Consider the following 21,978-nt stretch of genomic DNA (forward strand, 5'->3'; position numbering starts at 1 on the left):
CGGTTTGGCTCCCATCCGATGCGTCGCGTCACGCGTCGGACTTCGTCACGCGCCAGGGATCGACGCGGGCGGAGCGGTCGATGAACGCAAGCACCTCGCTCGCCCCCGGCTCGCGCAGGCCGTCGAACGGCGCGCCGCCAAGCGCCCATTGCGGATTGATCCCCGGATCGACGGTCAGCGCCTCGCCCCAGCTGGCGTAGAGATCGGCGAGCTCGGCATCGTCCCACGCCACCTCGTCCTCGGTCCGGGTCCGTCCGCGCGTCTTCGATTCATGGTGGATCAGCTCGATCTGCGGGCAATAGCGCACGCGGTAGCCCGCGGCGCGCGCGCGCAAGCAGACGTCGATGTCGTTATAGGCGATCGGCAGCCGCGCGCAGTCGAACCCGCCAATCTCCGCAAGGACGGCGCGGCGCATCGCGAGGAAGGCGCCGGTCACCGCTGCCGCGTCATGCTGCGTGACGTAGCGCCCGCCGGGGCCCGGATCGTCGAACGCGGCGTGCCGTCCCTCGTGCAACGGCAGGCCTTCGCCCGCGCCGAGCACGATGCCCGCGTGCTGGACGGTCAGGTCGGGATACAGGAGACGCGCGCCGACGATGCCCGTTTCCGGATCGCGCAGCAGCCCGTCCAGCGCGCTGTCCCACCCTTGCGTCAGCATCACGACGTCGTTGTTGGCGAACAGCAGCAGGTCGCAGTCCGCCACGCGGGGGTCGGCGATCCCGAGCATGTTGGCGCGCGACCAGTTGAACGGCTCGTCCATGACGACAACGGCGTGCCCCGGCCGCGTTGCACGGTCGTCGAGCAGCGTATGCGTCGCCACCTGCCGGCTGCGGTTGTCGACGATCACGATGACGATCCGGTCGGGGGCGTCGGCAGTGGCGAGCAGGCTGTCGATCGCCTCGGCGAGCATTGTCGCCTCGTCGCGGGTCGGCACGATGACCGCGATCCGCGACCGACGCCCGTCGCGGTCGGCGTCGCGATCGCGGTCGATGCTGGGGCCGGGGCTGCGGTCGGTGCTGCGGTCGGGGCTGCGGTCGGTGCTGCGCGCAGGCACGGACGGCGCCTCGGCACGGTCGAGCAGCGAGGCGAGGATGCGGGGGACATGCGCGACCGCCGATCGCGACCGCGCGGCGCCGATCATCGCCGCGCGCAGGTCCGCGCCCGGCTGCGTCATGGACAGGCTCGCCATGCCATCGCCGCGCATCGCGACCAGTGGCGGCGGCACGGCGGCCCGCAGATGCGGATCGTCGACGCCGTACAGCACCGGATCGGCGTGCCGCTGCCCCCGCGCCCAATGGCGTTTGGCGCGATCGTGATCGCAGGTGATCGCCGCCGCCCCGGTCCGTGCGGCGGCATAGCGCAGCCACGCCAGCGCAAGCGGATGCAGGATCGTCCCCGCATCGATGCTGACCGTCATTCCGGCCTGCGCGTCGCGCGTTGCCGCGAACCCGATCCGAGGGTCGGTGATGGCCATGCTGGCGACCGGATGGTCGACGATCCCGGCGGCGCGAACGAGATGCGCCTGCCACGACGGATCGGACTGGTCGAGCAACCCGGTCAACGTCGCGCGGACCGACGACGGCGTCGCCTCTCCGCAATCGACCATCAACGTGATCGACGGCATAATCGACGGGGCGGCCTCGATCGGGAGCGGTGGCGGCGGCTGGACCGCGACATCCGACCGGAACCGGTCATAGGCCGCCATCGGATAGGCCGAGGTGCCGATCCACGCGCGCAGCGCACCGTTCGCATCGGCGAGCGCCTCGGCAACCGCATCCAGCCTAGCCCACATCGCCTGGCGGTCGATCGTCGGCAGGGGGATATGATCGCGCGCGCCGAGGTGGACGAGTTCGCGCAAAGCCGGGTCGAGCGTCGGATCGAGCCGCAGCGCCTGCGCATACGCCATCACCGCGGCCGCACGATCGCCCTGCATCTTGAGCAGATGGCCGAGCTGGAGATGCGTATCGGCATTGCCCCGATCGATCGCCAGCGCGCGCCGATAGGCGTCGCCCGCCGCCTGGATCCCGCCCGATTCCTTCAGCGCATGACCGAGCTGCACCCACAGCCCGGCGTTGCGCGGCTGGAGCCGGACGACCGCGCGATACGCGTCCGCCGCCGCCAGCCAGTTGCGGCGATCGCGCGCGGCATCGGCGCGGGCGATCAGGTCTTCGGCCTCGCGATCGGTCGCGATCACGACACCAGCGCGGGCACAGCGAGGACGTCGCCGGCGGACGCCGTCCGCGAGTCATCCACGACACCCGATCGCGGTGCGATCCGGTCGGTCAATCGATCAACGAACGCGGCCATCGTGAACATCGCCTCATACACCGCGCGCGCCGGTCCGCGGACTGCTTCGCGCAGACCGCGATCCTCGATCAGCTCGGCCAGCAGCACCGCAAGATCGGCCGCGCGTTCGGTCGGGAAGACAAAGCCCGACACCTCATGCTCGATATAATCCGAGGTGCCGGTGCTGTCGCTGCACACGATCGTCTTGCCCAACGCCAGCGCATCGGAGGCAACCAGCGGCAATGGATCGTCACGCGACGGGACCAGCACGATATCCATGTCGGCCAGGCAGTACCAATAATCGGGATGCCCCTTCTCACCGCGGAAATGCAGCCCCGGCTGATCTTTCCAGGTGCGGCGGACCTTGTCCTGGAAGTCGGGATCGTGGTCGCGGCCGAAGAAATTGAGCTCGGCCTTCTTGCGCGTCCGCGGATCGAGCATCGCGAACGCCTGCGCGGCGATATCCTGCCCCTTGCGCGGTTCGAACGAGCCGAACACGCCGATCCGCACGACGTCCGACCGTGCAGGCACCGGGTAGAGTCCGCTCGGATCAGCAATCCCGGTCTCCAGCAGTCGCGCGCTGGCGCCGTGCTTGCGCAGGAACGTCGCGGTGCGCGTGCTGACCGCAAGAATGTCCCGCGCCGACTGGAGCACGTCGCGGAAGCCGTCGACGTCGCGGACCATCTCGTCGATCAGCCCGGATTCGTGGATGTACCAGCGCACCTCGGTCTCGTCGTCGAGCTGTTTCACCGCGCGCCAGCCGATCACGGTGTTGACGATGACGGTGTCGAAGTTGCGCGCAAAGTCGTGGAAGCTCGCATGGCCGGTCAGCGCAAGCGCGTCGATGATCACCGGAATGTCGGCATCGGTCAGGCGCGTGCGCATCGGTCCGTCGGTCGGACAGGTGACGACGACGAACGCGCCTGATTGCTTGAGCGCGATCGCCATGTCCGCGGCGACCCGCGGCGCGCCGCTGTTGGTCAGATCGTGCGACACGATCAGGATGTCGGGGCCCGTGCCGGTATAGGCGGCCTTGGCCGGATAGACGCGGTAGGGCTCCTGCGAATCGACGTAACTGATCCCGCTCATCGTCGACGGAAAATACGGGTCGTCGGCCATCAACGTGGGGAAGCGCTTGAGCAGGAAGATATCCGCCTTGCTGCGTTTCCAGCTTGATCCCTTGGGCAGTTCGACATCGTTGCCGATCGAGGCATGGCCGATATGGATGAGCTCGGCATGCGGCGTATAGACCAGCCGGTAGCCGGCCTCGCGAATGCGCAGGCTGAGATCGACGTCCGAATGCGCGATGCCGACATTGACCGCGTCCCATCCGCCCAGCGTCCGGAACAGGCTGGTCGGCATGGCGCAACACGCGCCGCACATCAGCCCGACTTCGCGGGTCGACTGCGCCAGGTTGAAATGCGTCGACGTGTTGCGCGGAAACGCATGGAACGTCGTCCCCGTCAGCCGACGAAGCCCGACCGCCATGCCGGCATATTGGATGCGGCCATTCTCGTAGAGCAGCTTGGGACTGACGCCGCCGACGCCGGGCCGGACGAGCTGTTCCAGCAGCGCCTCGATCCAGTCGGGCGTGAGGACCAGCACGTCGTCGTTGTGGAACACGACATAGTCGCCGCGCGCGACTGCGGCGCCGGCGTTGCACTTGGCCGAGAAATTATAGGGCGCGTCGAAGATCGCGAACCGGATGCGCGCGCCGTCGAGCCATTCGCGACACTGCGCCGCGGTCCGCGAATTGGTGACGATGATGATCTCGTACCGGTCATAGGCGGTCCATGCGACGATCGACATCACCGCCTGCGCGATATGCGCGGCATTGTCGGACGGGATGATGATCGAGACGAGCTGATCGAACAGCGCATAGTTCGCGCGCGGCCGGTTCGAGGCGGGTAGTGCGACCGCACGCCCCTTCCAGCCGCGTCGATCCATCGCCGCCTGGACCGCGCCGATATTGGTCCGGCGCGCCTCGGGCTTGCCACCGCTGGCGGCGGACCCGTCGATCATCCGCCAGCCGTACAGCACCTCGCGGACATGATGGACGTTCGGCTCGGTTTCCGAGATGCGCAGCGCGAGATCATAGTCCTGCGAAAAGTCGTAGGCGCTGCGAAAGCCACCGACCGAGCGCACCAGCGCCGTCCGGTAGACCGACAAATGTCCGGTATACATCACCGACAACAGCAGCGCCGGGCTCCAGTCGGGCTTGGTCAGCAACTCGTCGGGCTCGTCGTCGATGCCGATCTTGCACTCGTCGCTATAGAGCCAATCGGTCTCGGGGGCGGTGTCGATCCGCGCGGCGATGATCTCGAGCGCATCGACCGTCAGCATGTCGTCATGGTCGAACAGCGCGACATAATCGCCGGTGGCGAGTTCGAGCGCGCGGTTGGTCGCGTCGGCGATCCCGCCATTGCGCCGCGAGGTCACGAACGTGATCCGCGGATCGGCCGCGCAGAACCGCTTGATGACATCGGTCAGCGCGCTGCGGCGCGAACAATCGTCGACGATGCACAATTCCCAATTGGCATAGGTCTGCGCGAGAACCGACAGGATCGCGCGTTCGAGATAGACGACCGGCGAGCGATAGACCGGCAGCAGGACGGAGATCTTGGCGCCGTCCTTCACCATCCCGACACGGTCGTGATCGAGCCTGAAACGGCGCGCCAGATCGAGCTGGCGTGTCCGATAGCGTTCGAGCAGGCCGAGCGGCGGGAAACGCTCCCCGTCGCCACGCGCGACATCGTGCAGCGGCAGGACGCCGAACATCGCCACCGCCTCGGTCGCGTTGGCAACCGTCGCGTCGCGCAGATCGCCGATCGCCGCGTCGAACAGGATAGGCTCGCGGCGCAACAATTCGAGCTTTGCCATCGCGTAGCGGTCCGCCGAGCGATCGTCGTCGCCGATCGCGCTGTACCCGGCCAGGCGCTGCATCACCCGGCTCGCGGCGACGATCCGCTCGTCGGCGGACGGTGAGGGAAGCGGCTGCAACGGCGGCGGGCGGACGCCGAAGTCTTCGGGCTGGAGCTGATCGAAGGTGGCGCAGGCCAACGCCTGATCGCGGCCGATGAAATGCGCGTACAGCTCGAGCGCGCTTTCGCCGCCGACCGGCGAACCACCAAAGGTTTCGAGGACCCGACCGGACTGGAAGCCCGCGATCGGTGCGACGCCGTGCGCATCGCCATTATCAAGGTAATGGATGAAAGCGTTGCCCGCCGGATCCAGATCGGGAGTCAGGTCGCGATAGCTTCGTGCATCGAACAACGGCGTCGGCGAGACATCGCGCCGGGTCGCCTCCGCCAGATACTGGACGATCGGGATCGCGCTGCCGCGTTCGCCGTCAGATGCCGTGGCAGACGAGGTCTGACGGTACCACTCGCCGCTGAACAGCGGATGCGGATCGAGCCCGCTCGGCCCCCCGACCTTGAGAAAATGGTCGAGCGGATTGGCGCCGAGCGGCAGGCCATTCTCGACCTGCGCCACATAGAAGCGACTGTCGAACAGGCGGTGCGGCTCATTGCCTTCCGCTGCGCCGACGGACGCATAATGCTGCGCGGCATCCATGCCGGCGGGAATGGCATAGCGCTGCCGGTACCACGCCTCGTCGAACAGCCCGGTCGTACCGATGGCGTCGCCGAGCGCCGCGGCGGACTCGTCGCCGTCGCTGGGCACGTCGACGGACTTGCCCGCGGTCAGCCCGACCGGATCGCGTGTCGGGTCGGCGAAGAACACGCCGCGCGCGACCGCAATATCGTCCGCGAGGTTCGGATCGGCGAGTTCGGTCGCGGCATCGACATTGGCGTCGATATCGTGCGCGACGACATAGGCAAAGCACGCCGCCGCCTGCTGGCCGCGCATCTTGTGCAGATGCCCGATGTTGACGAGGAGATCGGAATTGCGCGGATCGAGCTTGTAGGCCGCGTGATAGGCCGCCATCGACGCATCGAAGTCGCGCATCTCCTTCAGCGCGTGGCCCGCTTGCACCCAGATCGCGAAGTCGCCCGGAAAGCTGTCGAGATGCCGGCGATAGGCATCGATCGCCCCGGTCCAGTCGCGCGCATCGCGCAACGCGTCCCCCGCGATCCGATCCGCCGATCTTTCCTGGGAGCCCGCCCCTGCCTGCGTGGCTACGCCCATCAGCCGCCCAAAGCCCGCGCGGAAGAAGTTGCTCATCGGTTTCTCTTGTTTGGGTGCTCGTGACGCGGCGTACTATACGATCAAGACCGCGCAAGGATAGGATCGACGGGTGTACAGGTCGTACAATTTGCCGGTAATGTTCCGCAAAACGAGTGACGCGTTCGTGCTTGCTCGCTACGGCTTGAGCGATGCAGAGCCCGAATTCTACGCTGTCCGGCGAAATAAATCTCAGCCCGTTCGATTTCTGGCCGTCGCGCGCCAGCCGGATACAGGGGCTTGGCGGCAGCGAACCCTCAGACGATCCCGCATATGTCTTCCATACGCGCTACGTCCCGATGGACAGCAGCACGGTACGCTGTGCGCTCATCTTCACGGGACTGACCGCGACGATGGGCTCGGTGGTGTTTCGCGTCAACGCGCTGCCGGTGGACGGATCGCGCCCCGCCGAGACGATCAAGACCTGGTCGATCGCGGTGAAGGAGATCGTCGCGGGCGGCGGCACGACACGGGTAAGCTTCGATGCGGTCGACGGCATGCAATATGCCCTACTCGGGCATCTCTATACCGAGACCGACGCCGCCGCCGAAGCGTTCACGCTCCAGCTCGACGCCACGGTGCGCCAGCCGCATTTCGAGCAGCAGGTCGAGGCGGCACGCAAGTCGATCTTTGGCCAGCGCGTGTTCCGCCGCGCGTCGCGCCTGCTCGCGCCGGGCAAGGCGACGCTCGCCGATCCGGTGTCGCAGACCTGCACCGCGTCGCAGTTCAACGAGCCCGCTTATGATCAGTGGCTCGAACGACTAAAGCTGGCGAAACACCGCCACCGCAAGCAGTGGGAGTTCGTCTATATCCTGCAGGCGCTCGAACGCTACGGGATGCTCAAGGCAGGCGCGCGCGGCCTGGGCTTCGGCGTCGGCGTCGAACCGCTGCCGGCGGCAATGGCGGCGATGGGCTGTTCGGTCGTCGCGACCGATCTCGCAGGGGACGACGAACGCAGTCGCGACTGGTCGCTCACCAACCAGCATAGCGACGGGCTCGACCAGCTCCGCTATCCCGACATCTGCGCGAACGACGTCTTCGACCGGAACGTCGCGTTCCGCGTCGCCGACATGAACCTGATTCCCAGCGACCTGCGCGGGTTCGATTTCACCTGGTCGTCCTGCGCGTACGAGCATCTCGGATCGATCGAGGCCGGGCTCGATTTTGTCCGCAACGCGGTCCAGTGCCTCAACCCCGGCGGGCTCGCGGTGCATACGACCGAGCTCAATCTGACCTCGAACGATGCGACGATCGACAGCGGCGGCACCGTCCTGTTCCGGCGCCGCGATTTCGAACGGCTCGCGGTCGATCTCGTCTCGCGCGGGCATTTCGTCGCGCAGATCAAATACGACCTCGGCGACACGCAGCAGGACGCCTATGTCGACGTACCGCCCTATTCGGACGACAATCATCTGAAGCTCGCGCTCGGCCAGTATGTCACGACCTCGTTCGGGATCATCATCCGCCGCGGCGACACCTGACCGGACGCCTGCCGATCCGGTGGGCGTCAGCGGGTCATCGCAGCGACCGCATCGATGGTCGCCTCGACCACGTCGAGATGATGATGCCACGTGACGGGCCGCCACCGCGTCATGCGGGCGATCTGCGCGGCGCGGCGCGGTGACTGCGGCACCGAATAGTCGATGATCGCCGCCAGCCAGCCCAGCCCGTCAAGCGGATCGAGATACTCGGGCGAATCGCCGCCGACTTCGCGCAGCGCGGCGATATCGCTGCAGATCACCGGCAGCCCGGCGGCGAGCGCCTCGCTGACCGGCATCCCGAATCCTTCAGCGAACGATGGCAGCAGCAACGCCTGCGCACCGCCGAGCAGCGCCTGCATCTGGCGATCGGACATGTTCGACGCTTCGATCACGTGGCCCGACAGCGCGGCGCACCGTTCGATCATGTCGATCGCGTTCTCGTTTTCCCACCCACGCCGGCCGATCAGGACCAGCTTCGGAGCGGCCGCCCCCAGCTTCTCCGCCAGCCGGCGCCAGACATTGAGCAGCAGCAGATGGTTCTTGCGCGGCTCGATCGTCGCGACGCAGACGAAATACGTACCGTCCGGGATTTGCGATGTCGTCGGCTGAAGATCGACCGGATCGGTACCGAGATGCGCGACGCGGATGACGCGGTCGGTCCGCGCGCCGGTCAGGTGCGCGGTGACCGCGTCGACCGTCGCCGCCGAATTGCCGATGATCCCGCTGGCATGCTGGTCGATCGTCCGCATGACCTTCAGATGCCGCGTCTGGCCGTCGGCGCGCGCGAATTCGGGATGCGTGAGCGGGATGACGTCGTGGATCAGCGCGATCAGCCGCGCGCGCTCGCGCTTGAGGATCGCGGCGACGAGATCGGTATCCTCGAGATGATGGTGCGAGGCCTGGAGATAGATGCGCTGGCGGTCCGCGGTCGGCACCGGCCGCGGTCGCAGCGCCAGCAGATGCCGGTTGGCGGCGGCGCGCACCGCATGCGGATCGAGCACGTCGCGATTTTGCCACCGGGCATCGGTGAAGCTGAGAAACTGGCGCACCGCACCGACCGGCAGCCGCCCGTAATAGCCGCCGGCCGGATGGACCGCGGCAAAGGCAAGCCGGTCCGGAAGGCGGTTGAGCAACTCGCGCGCATAGATGAACTCGACGCGGTCGATCCCGGTCGGCGTAAGGTGGTAGGATCGGCTGAGCAACCGCGAGAGATCGAACACGACCTCGGCGTCGATGGTCGGGCGCCCCCCCAGCCACCGCGGGACGAGCGTCCGCGTGAGCAGCATCGGGGCGAACGCACGGAATGGCTTCAGCACATGTGATACTCGCCGCGGTCGTCGGACTCGAGCGGGATCGCGCCGTCGCGGGCGGGCAGTGTCGCGTGGCCCGCGCTGGACCCCGATGTCAGGCGACGTTCCGCGTGCGTGACGAGCATCGCGATCCCCTCCTCGCTCAGATACCCGCCCGGGATCAGGCAGCGATCGATCAGCACGCGCTTGAACGCCTCGTACAGATCGGTGTCGACCGGCCGCGGATCGGTCCAGAAGCGGTCGAGCGGCACGCGCCGGACGATCCCCTCGATATCGTAGATCGCCTCGCCCAGCACCGCCACGGGCACGCCGGAGTTGAGCGCGAGCGTGCCCACCGTGCTGTTGACGGTGACGACCGCGCGTGCGTTGGCGACCAGATCCGAGATGTCGCCGTCGCTGATGTAGAAGACCCGCTCCGTCACGCCGTAGCGCTGCGCCTCGCGTCGGACGAACCGCCGCCAGCTCGCCAGTCCGCCATCGAGTGGATGCCGCTTGACGATCAGATTGACCCCCGGCGGTGCCGCGCGGGCAAAGCTCTTGATGATGAAGCGCAATGCCGCACGCATGTCGCGGAACGGCGAATGGACCCGGATCTGGTAATCCGAGTTCAATTGCAGCGGCAGCGCGAAATAGGGGGTGTCGCCGATCGCCGCCATCGTCGCCGCCGAGCGGACGTGCTCGCGGCGCTTGGTGGCGAAATGGATCGCCCAGCCCAGCGCCTCGCTGAGCATCGTCGCCGAGCGATGCGAGCGATAAAAGGGGTAGAGCGGCCGCGTCAGCGCGCTGATGACGGTATAGCGGCTGGTCTCGCGCAGGCGTCGCATGAAGTTCGAGGGCACGGGCTCGACCGGCGCGAGCGCGGGCAGGCTCTCGGCTTGGTCGCGATACCAGTCGCCATCGCGCGGCAGCGTCGAATTGCCGTTCACGCCGTCTTCCTGCAGCGTCATGAAATCGGGGCGGATATACCCTTCCTCGAAGACATGGACGCGGATCCCGCGCAGCTTGGCCATGCCGTGCGCCGATGCGTGATGCGGCCGGCAGTCGCCGAACAGGATGACGTCGGTGACACCATGATCGACGACGAAATCGTCGAAGAACAACGGCCAGCCCTTGAGCGAACTGCGATAGTCCGTCGACACGCCGATCCAGTCGGCCCGATCGCCGCCATTGAGGTTGATCCGCCGTATCGCATACCCCTGCATCGCGAGCGCGGAGGCCAATTGCGCAAACAACGACCCGTGTGGCCCCTGCAGAAACAGAAACGTCCGCTTATTCTCGGATTCAGGCATTAGCGGATGCCCGCCGAAATCCGCGTCACACTGTGACGCACGCGACCGAGGATCTGGCGAAACAGCGTAAACACAGTATTCGATCGCGCCTGTCCGGCGGCAATGCGGTCGATCAAGGTTTCGACTTCGCAGAACAGTCCGGTGACCGGGTCGATATATCGCGGATATAAAATAAGAGCGCCTGCAACAAGTTGATCGATCGTCAAGCTACGGTGACGCCGATCGGGCTGGCTGACAAGGTCTTGGGTCAGCCCCCATCCCGAAAAGAAGGGTCGGCCATGCACGGTCACCGACCGATCGCGCAGCAGCGCCTCGAATCCGGTGAGCGAAGTGAGCACATGCACCGCATCGACCCGCGCGACGAGCGGCAGCAGCGCGCTGTCATGGTCGATCCGATCGACCCATGCCGCGGCGGCGGCGGCCGACACATGCCCCTTGCGATGCCCGGCGGCGACGTCGGGATGCGGGCGATAGACGATGAAGGCATCGGGTTCGCAAGCCCGGACCCGCGAAAGGAACTGCACGTTCGAGGTCACCCCGACACCGCCGCACAAGACCGACCGGTCATCCTCGACCTGCCCGATCGCGAGCACGCAGCGGCGGTCGGGCAAGGCGGTCACCACGCCCGCATCGATCCCGTATTTGCCGATACCGAGGCGGCAGATCTGCGCGCGCAGGCGCTGCGCCCGGCGGATCAGGTCATCCGAGAACAGCTGCGTCTGCAACAGCGTCTCAAGATCGCAGGCCTGCGCGGGATCATAATAGACACCGCACGCGTCGACCGTGATCGAACTCGGCACATGGCCATCCGCGCCGAGCCCGCTCGACCGGACGAAGCCGTCCTCGACGATATGAACCGCGTCGCCTGCCGCCCGCGCCTCCGCCACGAAATTCGGCGGCATGCGCGACGCCCAGCCGGCGATGGCATGTCCCGACCGACGCGCGGCGATCCGTGCCTTGTCCGGCGGGAGATTGTCCGGAACGCGGCGTCCGTCCCACAGGAACCGACCGATCGCAGCGCGTTTCCACGCCGCCATTCCGGTCATCACGCCGATCCGGCGATTGGCATCGAGCGTGCGCCGCCACGCCGCGAGCAACGCGATCGTGTCCAGCAGCGTCGCCGGCCGCCCCTCGAACGGATCGCGATAGGCGAAACCGGCGAGCCGTGCGAGGCAGGCCCGCTCGATCCGCGCCGGATCGACGGACGTGCCCGCTGCATCGCAGACCGCGACATCCGAGAGCCACGCGACGATTGCCACATCCTCGGTGGGATCGGCACGCACGACCGCAAGCTGCCCGACCCTGATCCAGGGATCGTCCTCGCCCTGCCAGAACGCACCGCCGACCCGCGCCTGCCGCAACGCCGCGAACACGCGCTCGACGCCGTCATGCCGGATCGCCGCATCGTTCGCGGCCGGGTCAGGGGCCGGCCGCGCGATCGACGCCGGGGCCGCCCAGGGAAACGGCGGCGCCCGCAGCAACGGCTCGACGACGGACGCGGTCTGGTCGCCGACGCCGGACAATGGCAGGCGACCGATGCTAGCTCGCATGTTCCCGAACGCCGGCTGCGATCAGCCAGCCCAGCCCGTACAGAACCATCAGCGCGATGAAGAGCGTGAGCAGCGACAGCGCCCGCTTGGGATATTCCGAGCGGACCGGCATGTTCGCATCGACGATCCGGACGATATATAATTGCTGTCGTACGGCCTGCTGGCGGGCCGCCTCGAACGCCGCCGATGCCGCGTCATAGCGCTTCGAGAGGAACTCCTGCTGCATGCGCAGGCGCTCATAATCGCCGAGCCCCGCGGCGATCGCATCGCCGCCGCCGGTCAGCTTGCCCGATTGCGCGGCGACCTGCGCCTGCAACGACCGGACCTGTTGCGACAGCGCGGCATATTGCGGATTGCGCGTCCCGATCAGCTGTACCGTGGTCGCCAGTTGCGAGCGCGCCGCCGACAGTTCGGCCTCAAGCTTCGAGACGAGGCCGATCTGGGCCTCGGCGGTGCCTTGCGGATTGACGTCGCGGTTGCTCTGACGAAAGCTCGTCATGCGCGTCTGGACCTGGCTCAGCGCCTGCTCGGCTTCGGCGAGTTGCTGGCGCGACAGCTTCACCGCATCGGTATAGGACCGCACGTTCATCGTGTTGACCTGGCCCTCGCCGAGCGCGAGCAGTTTGCGCGCGATGATATAGGCATCGTTCGGTCGGAACGCGCGGACCTTCAGCGAGGTGATGCCGGTGTCGGTGTCGTAATGGACGTCGACCTGCTTGCGGTAATATTTGAGCAGCGCCTCGGGGGTCGGATCGGCGGTCGGCAAACGGCTCAACGCGTCGGCTTCGGGACGACGGAAGCGATCGATCAGATCGCTCTGCTTCGTCAGGGAGGCGACGGCGGAATGCGACAGCAGAAAGTCCGCGACGCTATTGGCCTCGCCCTGCCCGCCCGCGCCGCCACCCGAGCCCAGCAGCTTCTCGATCCCCGACCCGCTCGATGCCGGCGCCCCCTGGGCGCGGACGAGATAATGCGCCTCGGATTCGAACTGGTCGGCGGCAAAGCCATAGAGGTAAATCGCCGCGATCAGACACGGCAACGCCACGACGACGAAGAACCAGCCATAATGGGTGCGCGCATAGTGCCACCGTTCCGAAAGGCTTGGCGGCGCCTCCGGCTCGGCCGTTGCCGGGGACATGAAACCGTGCACCATCAATTTCTCCGGGGGTAGAGACCCCTAAACTTCGAGTATAGCCGCGTCATCTCGTCACGGCATATGGATCTTGCCCTTGACCGTGGCGATCGCCAGCAGTCCAATCAACGTCGATCCAAATATCCAGCCGGCAAGATACCAGCCGTCGATGAAATATGGCACCGCGCTGACGAACCAGCCATATCGCAACATCTCGAAGATATGCGACATCGGAATTACCGAAAAGAACGGCCTGAACTTTACCGGCACCCATTGCATCATCACGAAGACACCGGACAGCGGCAACATGATATAGGCCAGCGGATGAACCAGCCGGCCCATCGCACGATTGTCGAATGTGAACGCACACACGACGAGCGACAGACCGAACGCCAGAAAGAACATGCAGGCAATACCCAGACAAACGTACAATGGTCGTGCCGGCAGGTCCGCCAGACCCGTCGCCATAGCCAGCCCCATCAGGATCAGAAACGACAATATGCATCCGGCCGCTTCGAGCAATGCCCTTGCGAGCAGGACGTCGAAAATTGTAACGGTTTTATGGTAGAGCAGCGGCAGATTGGCTTCGAGTGCCCCCTCTGCGCGTCCGAAAATACTGCGGAACATGATGAAGATACAGTAGCCGATCAGCGCGAACGGCACCGGCTTGACGTCGTTACCGAAATGCCCGCCGGTCTGCTGGTGCAGCAGCGCGATCATGGTCGCCAGCATCATCGGCTCGAGGATGAGCCAGACATAGCCGATGTTGTCGCGCCCATAGCGCGTGTGCAGCTCGCGCATCACCAGCGCGCCCAGCACATTGCCCTGGACTTTCAGCCCGCGGCGTAGACTTCCGGGTTTCAGATTGAGCGTCGCCATCTATTTCGATCCCATGTGCGGAGTGCTGCGCGTACGCCTGTTCTTCGCCAATATCATGTCGTACATCGTAAACAGCCGTTCCCGATAGCGGTCCTGCGTGAACAGCCGCGCCTGCTCGGTACCCGCCGCGGCCAGTCGGCGCGCCAAGTCATCGTCGCGATCAAGCCGCTGGATCGCCGAGGTCAGTGCACCGACATCATAAGGGTCGACCGCCAGCGCCGCGGCGCCTGCCACTTCCGGCAACGAACTCCGGTCCGACGTGATCACCGGCGTTCCCAGCTGCATCGCCTCGAGCACGGGCAGCCCGAACCCCTCGTATAGCGACGGGAAGATCACCCCCTTCGCGTCTTCGATCAGTCGCAGCAGCAGCGCCCGCGGGAGGTATTCGAGCTGGACGATATGACTGGCGACATGGTTGCCGAACACGTTGCGCGATCCCGCCAGCCCGCTGCTCAGCAAGCGGAGATCCTCGTCGGCCTGCCACGCGCGCGCGCCGACCAGCACGAGCGGCGTGTCGACCTGGCTGCCCAGATAGGCCTCGATCAGCCGGCCGACATTCTTCTTCGGCTCGATCGCGCCGAAATACAGGAAATAGCCGCGCGGCTCGAGCCCGAACAACGCGGTGACGTCCCCGCGCCGGTCGCCGACCGGCTGCGCGGTCGAGACGCTCTGATAGGTGTTGGTGATCCGATCGGCGGCGATACCGAACTGCTCGATGACGTCTGTCCGGCTCGACTCCGACACGGTGCAGACATGCTCGGCATCGCGCACGATCGTCTCGATCATCCGGTAATAGAGCCGCTTGCGATCGAGCGTCGCGTAGGGAAGCTTGAGCGGCACGAGGTCGTGCAGCGTATAGACGTTGTTCGTGCCCGCCATCCGGATCGGTACCGGGTAGGTCCAGTGCATGATCGCGGGCGGATCGGGCAGGCGCAGCGTCAAAAACCGTCCGGTCCGAGCGAAATGCCGGTCCGCCTTCTCGAACAGCCGGGCGGAACTCACGATCCGATCGAATTGCGGCAGCCGCCGTTCCAGCGCGCCTTGGACGATCAGCCCGCTCTTCGCCACGTCGAACACCCGCGTCCGGCGAAACTGGCCGATCCACCGTCGCACCGCGCGCACGGCAGGCAGGCCCGCCTCCTGCGGTATCCCGCGCCCGAGCGCCTCGTAGAATAGGATCTCGCGCAGTTCGGGACGGACGCCGACGGGGATGCCGAACACCCCGTCGAGCCGCGCCCCGAGCGACTTGATCGCCTCGCCCAGTGCCAGACCATAGGTCGCGACGCCGGTGCCGTGCGGCATGGCGAGGTTGAATCCATCGATCCCGATCCGCACGTCAGATCTCATCCGCAGTCTCCAAATAGGGCCATAGGCCATCTGCGATCCGGGCATCGATCAACCGATCGTACAGGACAGCCAGGCGCGCGCCGAACGCGGTCGGCGCGAACGCGCGCGCGCGGACCGCACCGCGCTCGGTCAGCGTGGCGCATAGCGCATCGTCGGCGACGATTCGCCGTATTCCGTCGGCGATCGACTGTTCGTCGGTCGGATCGACGAGCAGACACGCGCCGCCCGCGATTTCCTGCAACGCACCGCGGTCGGCGGTCAACACCGGCGTACCCAGCGCCATCGCCTCGGCGACGGGCAGCCCGAACCCCTCCTCGAGCGAAGGAAACACGAACGCGCGCGCCTGCCCGATCAGGTCCATCAATACCGGCCGGTCCTGATAGGGCAGCACCACGACGCCGGCGGCCTCCAGTTCGCTGCGCAACGCGCCGCAGCCTGCACCATCGGGGCCCGCCACCACCAGCGGCATCGCGTACCCGCCCGCCGTCCCGGTCGCGGACGTCCACGCAGCGGCAAGCCGCGCGAGATTCTTGCGCGGCTCGATCAGGCCGCAGAACAGCAGGTATCCGCCGCGCTTCAACCCCGCCGGCAGGCGGCCACCCGCGCCGACGAGTCCGGCCAGCCCGCCCCCGCAATTGGTGACCAGGTCGGGGCGGATCGCCAGCGATTCGAGGATCGTGCGTCGCGCCCAATCGGAGACCGTGACGATCCCGTCGGTCTGTGCCGCGATCGCCGTCAGGCATGCCCTCAGCCGGGCCGGATCGACCGGCGACAGATCGGGCCGGCGCATCGGGATCGCGTCATGGACGGTATGCAGATTGATCCACCCGTCGACGATCGCCGGCAACGGGTACGTCCAGTGCATCACGCCGACCGGCTGCGGCGGGGTCAGCCGCAACAGCGTGCCGTGGCGACGGAAATGGACATGCGCGAGCCGAAAGATATCGCGCCGCCAGAGCATATCGGACCCGGCATCGGTGGCCTGCGCCAAGAGTTTGCGCGGATGCGACGAGGATGCCGCCAACCACCGGGTCAGCGCCTCCAGCCGGGAACTTGGCTCGCCGAAACGACCGACCGTAATATCACGCAGATCGACTGTAGACCGACCGATCGCGGCCAGTGCGCCAAGTACCGCGTGACGATAGCTGGCGACGCCGGTGCCGGTAGATTCTGCCAATCTGGCATCAACCCCAATCTGGACCTTTTGATGGACGCGACGGTCGCGTACAGCCGGAGACGTCATTCCTGTCATGTGGAGCATTCGACGCCGTGATCGCCTTCGAAAACGTCTACAAGAAATATCACGGGCGCGGGTTTGAAAATGCTGTGCTCAACGATGTGAACTTGGTGATCAAACGTGGCGACAGCATCGGCGTCTGCGGTGCCAACGGGGTCGGCAAGTCGACGCTGATGCGGATGATCTCTGGCGTCGAGCGCCCGACCTCTGGCGTGATCAGGCGAACCATGACGACGTCCTGGCCGATCGGATATTCCAGCGCGTTCCAGCCTGGACTGACCGGTGCCGACAATGCCCGCTTCATCGCGCGGATCTATGGCCGGGATCCCAAAGAAATGCTCGACTACGTCCAGGACTTTGCGCAACTCGGCTCCTATCTTCACGAGCCTGTCAACACATATTCCGCGGGCATGTCGGCCCGACTTGCCTTCGGCGTCTCGCTCGCCATAGACTTTGACTGCTACATCGTCGACGAAATAACCGGTGCCGGCGACGAACGCTTCAGGGTCAAGTCCGAAGAAGCACTTACCGCCCGGCGCGAGCGGGGCACGCTGGTGATGGTCTCGCACGATACGCATGCGCTGTTCCGCTACTGCGAGCGCGGGGCGGTCGTGTTCGGTGGCGTCGTCACATTGTACGATACGATCCAAGAAGCCGCCGATGTCCATCACAGATTGCAAAGCTTTCCGCCAGCACCGCGCTGACTCGATTGTGTTCGACTTCGGGCTCATTTAACGATGGCGACGATTGACGGCGCAATGCTCTCCCGCTGCCCCTGCTTTACTGGAAGATTGATCGATGCCATCGTTTGAAAATTACAATGCGCGTCGGCGATACACGGAACTTCTCGGCCGGATGACCGGGATATCTGTTGGTCTTGCGCTGCTCGGGGGGTGCTCGACCTTGCCTGCCGCGGGGCCGACGAGCGCGCAGATCCGGCGGGCCGAAACCAAGGACAACAGCACCGGTTTCCAGATCGTCGACATCGATGCGACGACGACCGCGCGTCTTGCTGCGCATGCCATCGCTACGGCGCCGCTCGCCACGCTCGACGAGGTCGGCCGCACCGACACGTTGGGGCCGGGCGACACGCTGTCGATCGGCATCTACGAGGTCGGCGTGACGCTGTTCTCGCGCGGCAACGGCGCCACCGCGCAAAGCAGCTTCACGCCTTCCGCGTCGGGCACCGACCTCACCGTCCGGGTGGATTCGGCAGGCAACGTGCAATTGCCCTATGTCGGCCGGGTCTCGGTGGTCGGCAAGACGCCCGGCGAGGTGGAGCGCACGATCGAGCGCGGGATGGTCGGCCTGTCGCAACGTCCGCAGGTCGTCGTGTCGGTCAAGACCAATGCGTTCAACGTCTTCTACGTCTCGGGCGATATCCGGACGCCGGGGCGGTTCGAGCTGGGCCTGCCGCGCGAACGGCTGCTCGATGCGATCGCGCGCGCGGGCGGAACGACCAACCAGCCCAACGACATGATCGTCCGCGTCACGCGCGGGACGCGCTCCGCCGAGACGCGGCTGAGCGAAATCGACGCGTCGGGCGCGCAGAACATCGCGCTGCTGCCGGGCGACCGGATCGAGCTGTTCAACCGGCCGCGGACCTTCCTGGTGTTCGGCGCGACCGAAAAGGTATCGCAGGTCGCATTCGGCGCCAGCGCGCTGTCGCTGGCCGAAGCGATGGCGCGGATCGGTGGCCCGAGCGAGCGCACTGCGGATCCGGCGGCGGTCTATCTGTTCCGCTACGACACGTCGCTCGGTGCCGAGCCCAAGCCGATCATCTACCGGCTCAACATGATCCGTGCCGACAGCTATTTCCTGTCGCAGCGCGTCGAAATGCAGGACAAGGACGTCATCTACGTCTCGAGCGCCGCCGCCAATGCGCCCGCCAAGATGACGCAGATCATCGGGCAGCTCTTCACGCCGCTGGCGATCGGCCGCAGCCTGACGCGCTAGGATTGGCGACCATGCGCCTTGGCGCGACGCGAGACACCGACGATCGGGCGTGCGAGCCGTGACGACACCGATCGTCGGCGCTGCGTCCGCCCGGTCCACATCGCACGGACGGAGCGACGACGACCTATGACTGCAGGCTATATCGAAGCACTGGAATGCATGCGGGATGGCGCAATCGTCCAAGGATGGGCGACCAACGCGCTGCTCCAGTCCGGCGAACTCACGCTGTCGCTCGATGGTGTCGCACAGCCCCTGATCCGGATCGCGGCCTCGTCCTACCGTGGCGATCTCGCCGCGATCGACGCACGGGCATTCCGCGTCCTGCTGCCCGTGGCGATCGGGACCGGCGTGCATGTCACCGCCGCGATCGCGGGCACGCCGCTCGAGATCGCCAGCGATGCGATCCGGACGATGGCGCCGCTCGGTCATATCGACGTGGCCGGCGGGGACGAGATCGCGGGCTGGGTATTTTCGGTGGGGATGCCGGTGACGCTCCAGTTCGACGGCGTGCTGAGCGCGACCATCATGCCCTCGATCCACCGCCCCGACCTGGCCGGCATCCTGCCCGGGGCCGAACCCGAATACGGCTTTCGCGTCTCGCTGCGCGATCTGCGCGCGCGCGCCACGCCGTCGGCCGATGCGCCGCTGGGGCCCGACATGATCGTGCTGCGCGCCGGCGCGGTCATCGTCGACGACAAGACGATCATCCGCACGCAACTGGTCCAGGGCAAGCTCGAACGCGTCTCGGCCAGCGAGGCGCGGGGCTGGGCGGCCGACGTCAACCGCTCCGACGGCATGCTGCCGATCGAACTACGGATCGACGGCATCCGCTATGCCACCACGATCGCCAACCGCCATCGCGCCGACCTGCTCGCCAAGGGTATCGTCGCTTCCGGCGGCGGGTTTCGCTTCGAGATGCCGACAGTCAGCATGACCGGCGGAACGAGCGCGCGCGTCGCGGTTCATGCAAGCGGTCAGTCCGCACCGATTCGCGGCGCGATCGACATGCCGATCCCCGACCGGCGCGCGGCATTGCCGTCGGTCGCGCTCGACATCCTGCCCGACGTTGCCGAGCGCGGCGTGACGATCATCGTGCCGGTGTACAATGCGGCGCGCGATACCGCGGCCTGTATCGACGCGCTGCGCCGCGGCACCGACCTACCGTGCCGGCTGATCCTGATCGACGATTGCAGCACCGATCGCGCGATCGACGCGATCTTGGACGCCGCCGCGCAAATGCCGAACGTCGCGGTGCATCGCAATTCCGAAAACCTGGGCTTCACGCGCACCGTCAATCGCGCGATCGCACTGGCGGGCAGCGACGACGTGGTCCTGCTCAATTCGGACACGCAGGTCACGCCCGGCTGGCTGCAGGGTCTGCGGCTGGCCGCGTATAGCGGTCGCACGATCGCCTCCGCCACGGCGGTCTCGGACAATGCCGGAGCGTTTTCGGTGCCCGAGCCGGGCGTTCCCAATCCGGTTCCAGCGGAGCTTTCGTTCGACGACATGGGCCGGCTGGTGCGGCAGGCGGCCATGACGCTGCGTCCCGAGGTGCCGACCGGGAACGGCTTCTGCATGTATATCCGCCGTGATGCGATCGACCGCATCGGCGCGCTCGACGACGCCGCATTTCCGCGCGGATACGGCGAGGAAAACGACTTTTCGATGCGCGCCGATCATGCCGGGCTGCGCAACGTGATCGACGACCGGACCTTCGTCCATCACGAGGGATCGGCCAGCTTCGGCGAGACCAAGGCGGCGCTGTACGCGGCGGGACGCGCGGTGATCGATGACCGCTACCCCGAATACAAGGCGCGGATCGGTGTGTTCACGCGCGGGCGCGACATGCTCGCGATGCGGTGGCGGATCCGCCGCGCGGTCGGCGCGACGCCGGCGCCGCCGCGTGCGCGCATCCTGTACGTCATCGCAACGCAATCGGGCGGCACCCCGCAGACCAACCAGGATTTGATGAGCGCGGTGTCGGACCGGTTCGACCCGTGGCTGCTACGCTGCGACACGGTGCAGGTCGAGATGTCGCGCCTGCAGGACGGCACGCTCGTGCCCGTCGAAACCGCGGAGCTGCACCGCGGGCTGGATCCGCTCGTCCACCGATCGAGCGAATACGACATGGTCGTCGCCGACATGCTCACCCGGCACGCGATCGAGATCGTCCATATCCGGCATATCGCCTGGCACAGCACCACGCTGATCGAAACCTGCCGCCGGCTGGGCATTCCGACGATCTTCTCGTTCCACGATTTCTATACCGTCTGCCCGACCGTCAAGCTGCTCGATCAGGACATGGTATTCTGCGGCGGGCGGTGCACGCCGGGACCAGGCCGGTGCCGCCCCGAACTATGGCCGAGCGATGCGTTCCCGCACCTCAAGCACGAGTTCGTCCATCGCTGGCGCGCGATGATGACCGCGGCGCTGACGCAGTGCGATGCCTATGTGACGACCAGTCCGACCGCGCGGACGATCATCCTCGACGCACTGCCCGCCCTGGCGGACCGCCCGTTCGAGATCATCCCGCATGGTCGCACCTTCACCGGCTTCGCCACCGCCGCCACGCGCGAACCGGGCGCCCCGCTGAGGATCCTGGTGCCCGGCAACATATCCGCCGCGAAAGGCGCGGCGCTGATCGAGGCGGCCGCGGACATCGATGCCGGCCGTCGTTTCGAGTTTCACGTGCTCGGCGATTCGGGCCACATGACCGCGCGACCGGGACTCGTCCTGCATGGCCGGTATCAGCGCGACGCGTTCGCCGACCGCGTCGCCGAGATCGCGCCGCATGTCGGGGCGATCTTCTCGATCTGGGCAGAAACCTATTGCCATACGCTGACCGAACTCTGGGCGGCGGGGCTGCCGGTGGTCGGCTTCGACGTCGGCGCGGTCGGCGACCGGATTCGCGAGTCGGGCGCGGGGTGGCTGCATGACGTCCGTATTCCGGCCACCGATCTCGCGCAGTGGCTCGCGCACCTTGCCGGTTTGCCCGAGGCGATCGATGCGGCAGGCGCGGCGACGCAGCGCTGGCAGGACGAGGTCGGTCGGCACTACGACACGCGCGCGATGGCCGATCGCTACGTCGCCTTGTACGGACGCGTGAACCGCAACCGCCTGACCTTCGCCGATCGCGAACATACGATCAGCGACGATGTAGACGATGCAATCGCCACGACCAACGCCTGAACGAGCGGCGACGGGCCGCTTTTTTGGGATTGGACGACACCACTAGGCACGGGGTAAGACCGATTATTTACAAGGAACCGAAGATTACGGCGCCTCTACCCGACACTCATACCCTGTACCGATTGTTCCATCGCAACGGCATC

At 66.5% G+C, this 21,978-nt stretch carries 13 protein-coding genes; 4 read left to right on the plus strand and 9 right to left on the minus strand.

Features of this window, described 5'->3' with window-relative positions; translation table 11 throughout:
- Window positions 1-28 precede the first annotated feature (28 nt).
- Entirely contained in the window at window positions 29-2,191 is a 2,163-nt protein-coding gene (locus tag ASF00_RS02160; protein ID WP_055873479.1) for a glycosyltransferase, read from the minus strand.
- The gene (locus tag ASF00_RS02165) at window positions 2,188-6,465 is read right to left on the minus strand and encodes a glycosyltransferase (protein WP_055873482.1); all 4,278 of its coding nucleotides are present in this window, start codon (window positions 6,463-6,465) and stop codon (window positions 2,188-2,190) included. Before ASF00_RS02165 ends, ASF00_RS02160 begins: the two co-directional genes overlap by 4 nt.
- A 152-nt stretch (window positions 6,466-6,617) precedes the next feature.
- Between ASF00_RS02165 and ASF00_RS02170 the strand changes: the two genes are divergently transcribed.
- A complete protein-coding gene (locus ASF00_RS02170) occupies window positions 6,618-7,946 on the plus strand; it encodes a class I SAM-dependent methyltransferase (protein ID WP_055873485.1) in 1,329 nt (442 codons plus the stop codon).
- A 26-nt stretch (window positions 7,947-7,972) separates the two neighbouring features.
- Here ASF00_RS02170 and ASF00_RS02175 read toward each other — a convergent pair whose 3' ends face one another.
- The 7 genes from ASF00_RS02175 to ASF00_RS02205 are packed head-to-tail and all read right to left on the minus strand — an operon-like array spanning window position 7,973 to window position 16,630.
- On the minus strand, window positions 7,973-9,232 hold the full coding sequence (locus ASF00_RS02175) for a glycosyltransferase family 4 protein (RefSeq protein WP_055875250.1): 1,260 nt from the start codon (window positions 9,230-9,232) through the stop codon (window positions 7,973-7,975).
- 23 nt (window positions 9,233-9,255) lie between these two features.
- Entirely contained in the window at window positions 9,256-10,545 is a 1,290-nt protein-coding gene (locus ASF00_RS02180; RefSeq protein WP_082463169.1) for a capsular biosynthesis protein, read from the minus strand.
- A complete protein-coding gene (locus ASF00_RS02185; RefSeq protein ID WP_082463170.1) occupies window positions 10,545-12,095 on the minus strand; it encodes a capsular polysaccharide export protein, LipB/KpsS family in 1,551 nt (516 codons plus the stop codon). The genes ASF00_RS02180 and ASF00_RS02185 overlap by 1 nt, the downstream gene beginning before the upstream one ends.
- A complete protein-coding gene (locus ASF00_RS02190) occupies window positions 12,085-13,248 on the minus strand; it encodes a lipopolysaccharide biosynthesis protein (RefSeq protein ID WP_200910202.1) in 1,164 nt (387 codons plus the stop codon). The genes ASF00_RS02185 and ASF00_RS02190 overlap by 11 nt, the downstream gene beginning before the upstream one ends.
- Window positions 13,249-13,302: 54 nt before the next feature.
- On the minus strand, window positions 13,303-14,046 hold the full coding sequence (locus tag ASF00_RS02195) for an ABC transporter permease (RefSeq protein WP_235525563.1): 744 nt from the start codon (window positions 14,044-14,046) through the stop codon (window positions 13,303-13,305).
- Window positions 14,047-14,106: 60 nt separating this feature from the next.
- The gene (locus ASF00_RS02200) at window positions 14,107-15,453 is read right to left on the minus strand and encodes a glycosyltransferase family 4 protein (RefSeq protein ID WP_055873493.1); all 1,347 of its coding nucleotides are present in this window, start codon (window positions 15,451-15,453) and stop codon (window positions 14,107-14,109) included.
- Complete coding sequence (locus tag ASF00_RS02205; protein ID WP_055873496.1) at window positions 15,443-16,630, minus strand: glycosyltransferase family 4 protein; 1,188 nt, start codon at window positions 16,628-16,630, stop codon at window positions 15,443-15,445. Before ASF00_RS02205 ends, ASF00_RS02200 begins: the two co-directional genes overlap by 11 nt.
- 92 nt (window positions 16,631-16,722) lie before the next feature.
- Between ASF00_RS02205 and ASF00_RS02210 the strand changes: the two genes are divergently transcribed.
- The 3 genes from ASF00_RS02210 to ASF00_RS02220 all read left to right on the plus strand — a co-directional run bounded on the left by ASF00_RS02210 (window position 16,723) and on the right by ASF00_RS02220 (window position 21,835).
- Window positions 16,723-17,394: an ABC transporter ATP-binding protein gene (locus ASF00_RS02210; RefSeq protein WP_055873498.1), complete on the plus strand. Its 672-nt coding sequence runs from the start codon at window positions 16,723-16,725 to the stop codon at window positions 17,392-17,394.
- 94 nt (window positions 17,395-17,488) lie between these two features.
- Complete coding sequence (locus ASF00_RS02215) at window positions 17,489-18,646, plus strand: polysaccharide biosynthesis/export family protein (RefSeq protein WP_055873502.1); 1,158 nt, start codon at window positions 17,489-17,491, stop codon at window positions 18,644-18,646.
- A 126-nt stretch (window positions 18,647-18,772) separates the two neighbouring features.
- Window positions 18,773-21,835, plus strand: a complete 3,063-nt coding sequence (locus ASF00_RS02220; RefSeq protein ID WP_055873504.1) for a glycosyltransferase — start codon at window positions 18,773-18,775, stop codon at window positions 21,833-21,835.
- Window positions 21,836-21,978 lie beyond the last annotated feature (143 nt).

The sequence above is a fragment of the Sphingomonas sp. Leaf34 genome (genome assembly GCF_001421805.1).
Taxonomy (GTDB): Bacteria; Pseudomonadota; Alphaproteobacteria; order Sphingomonadales; family Sphingomonadaceae; genus Sphingomonas.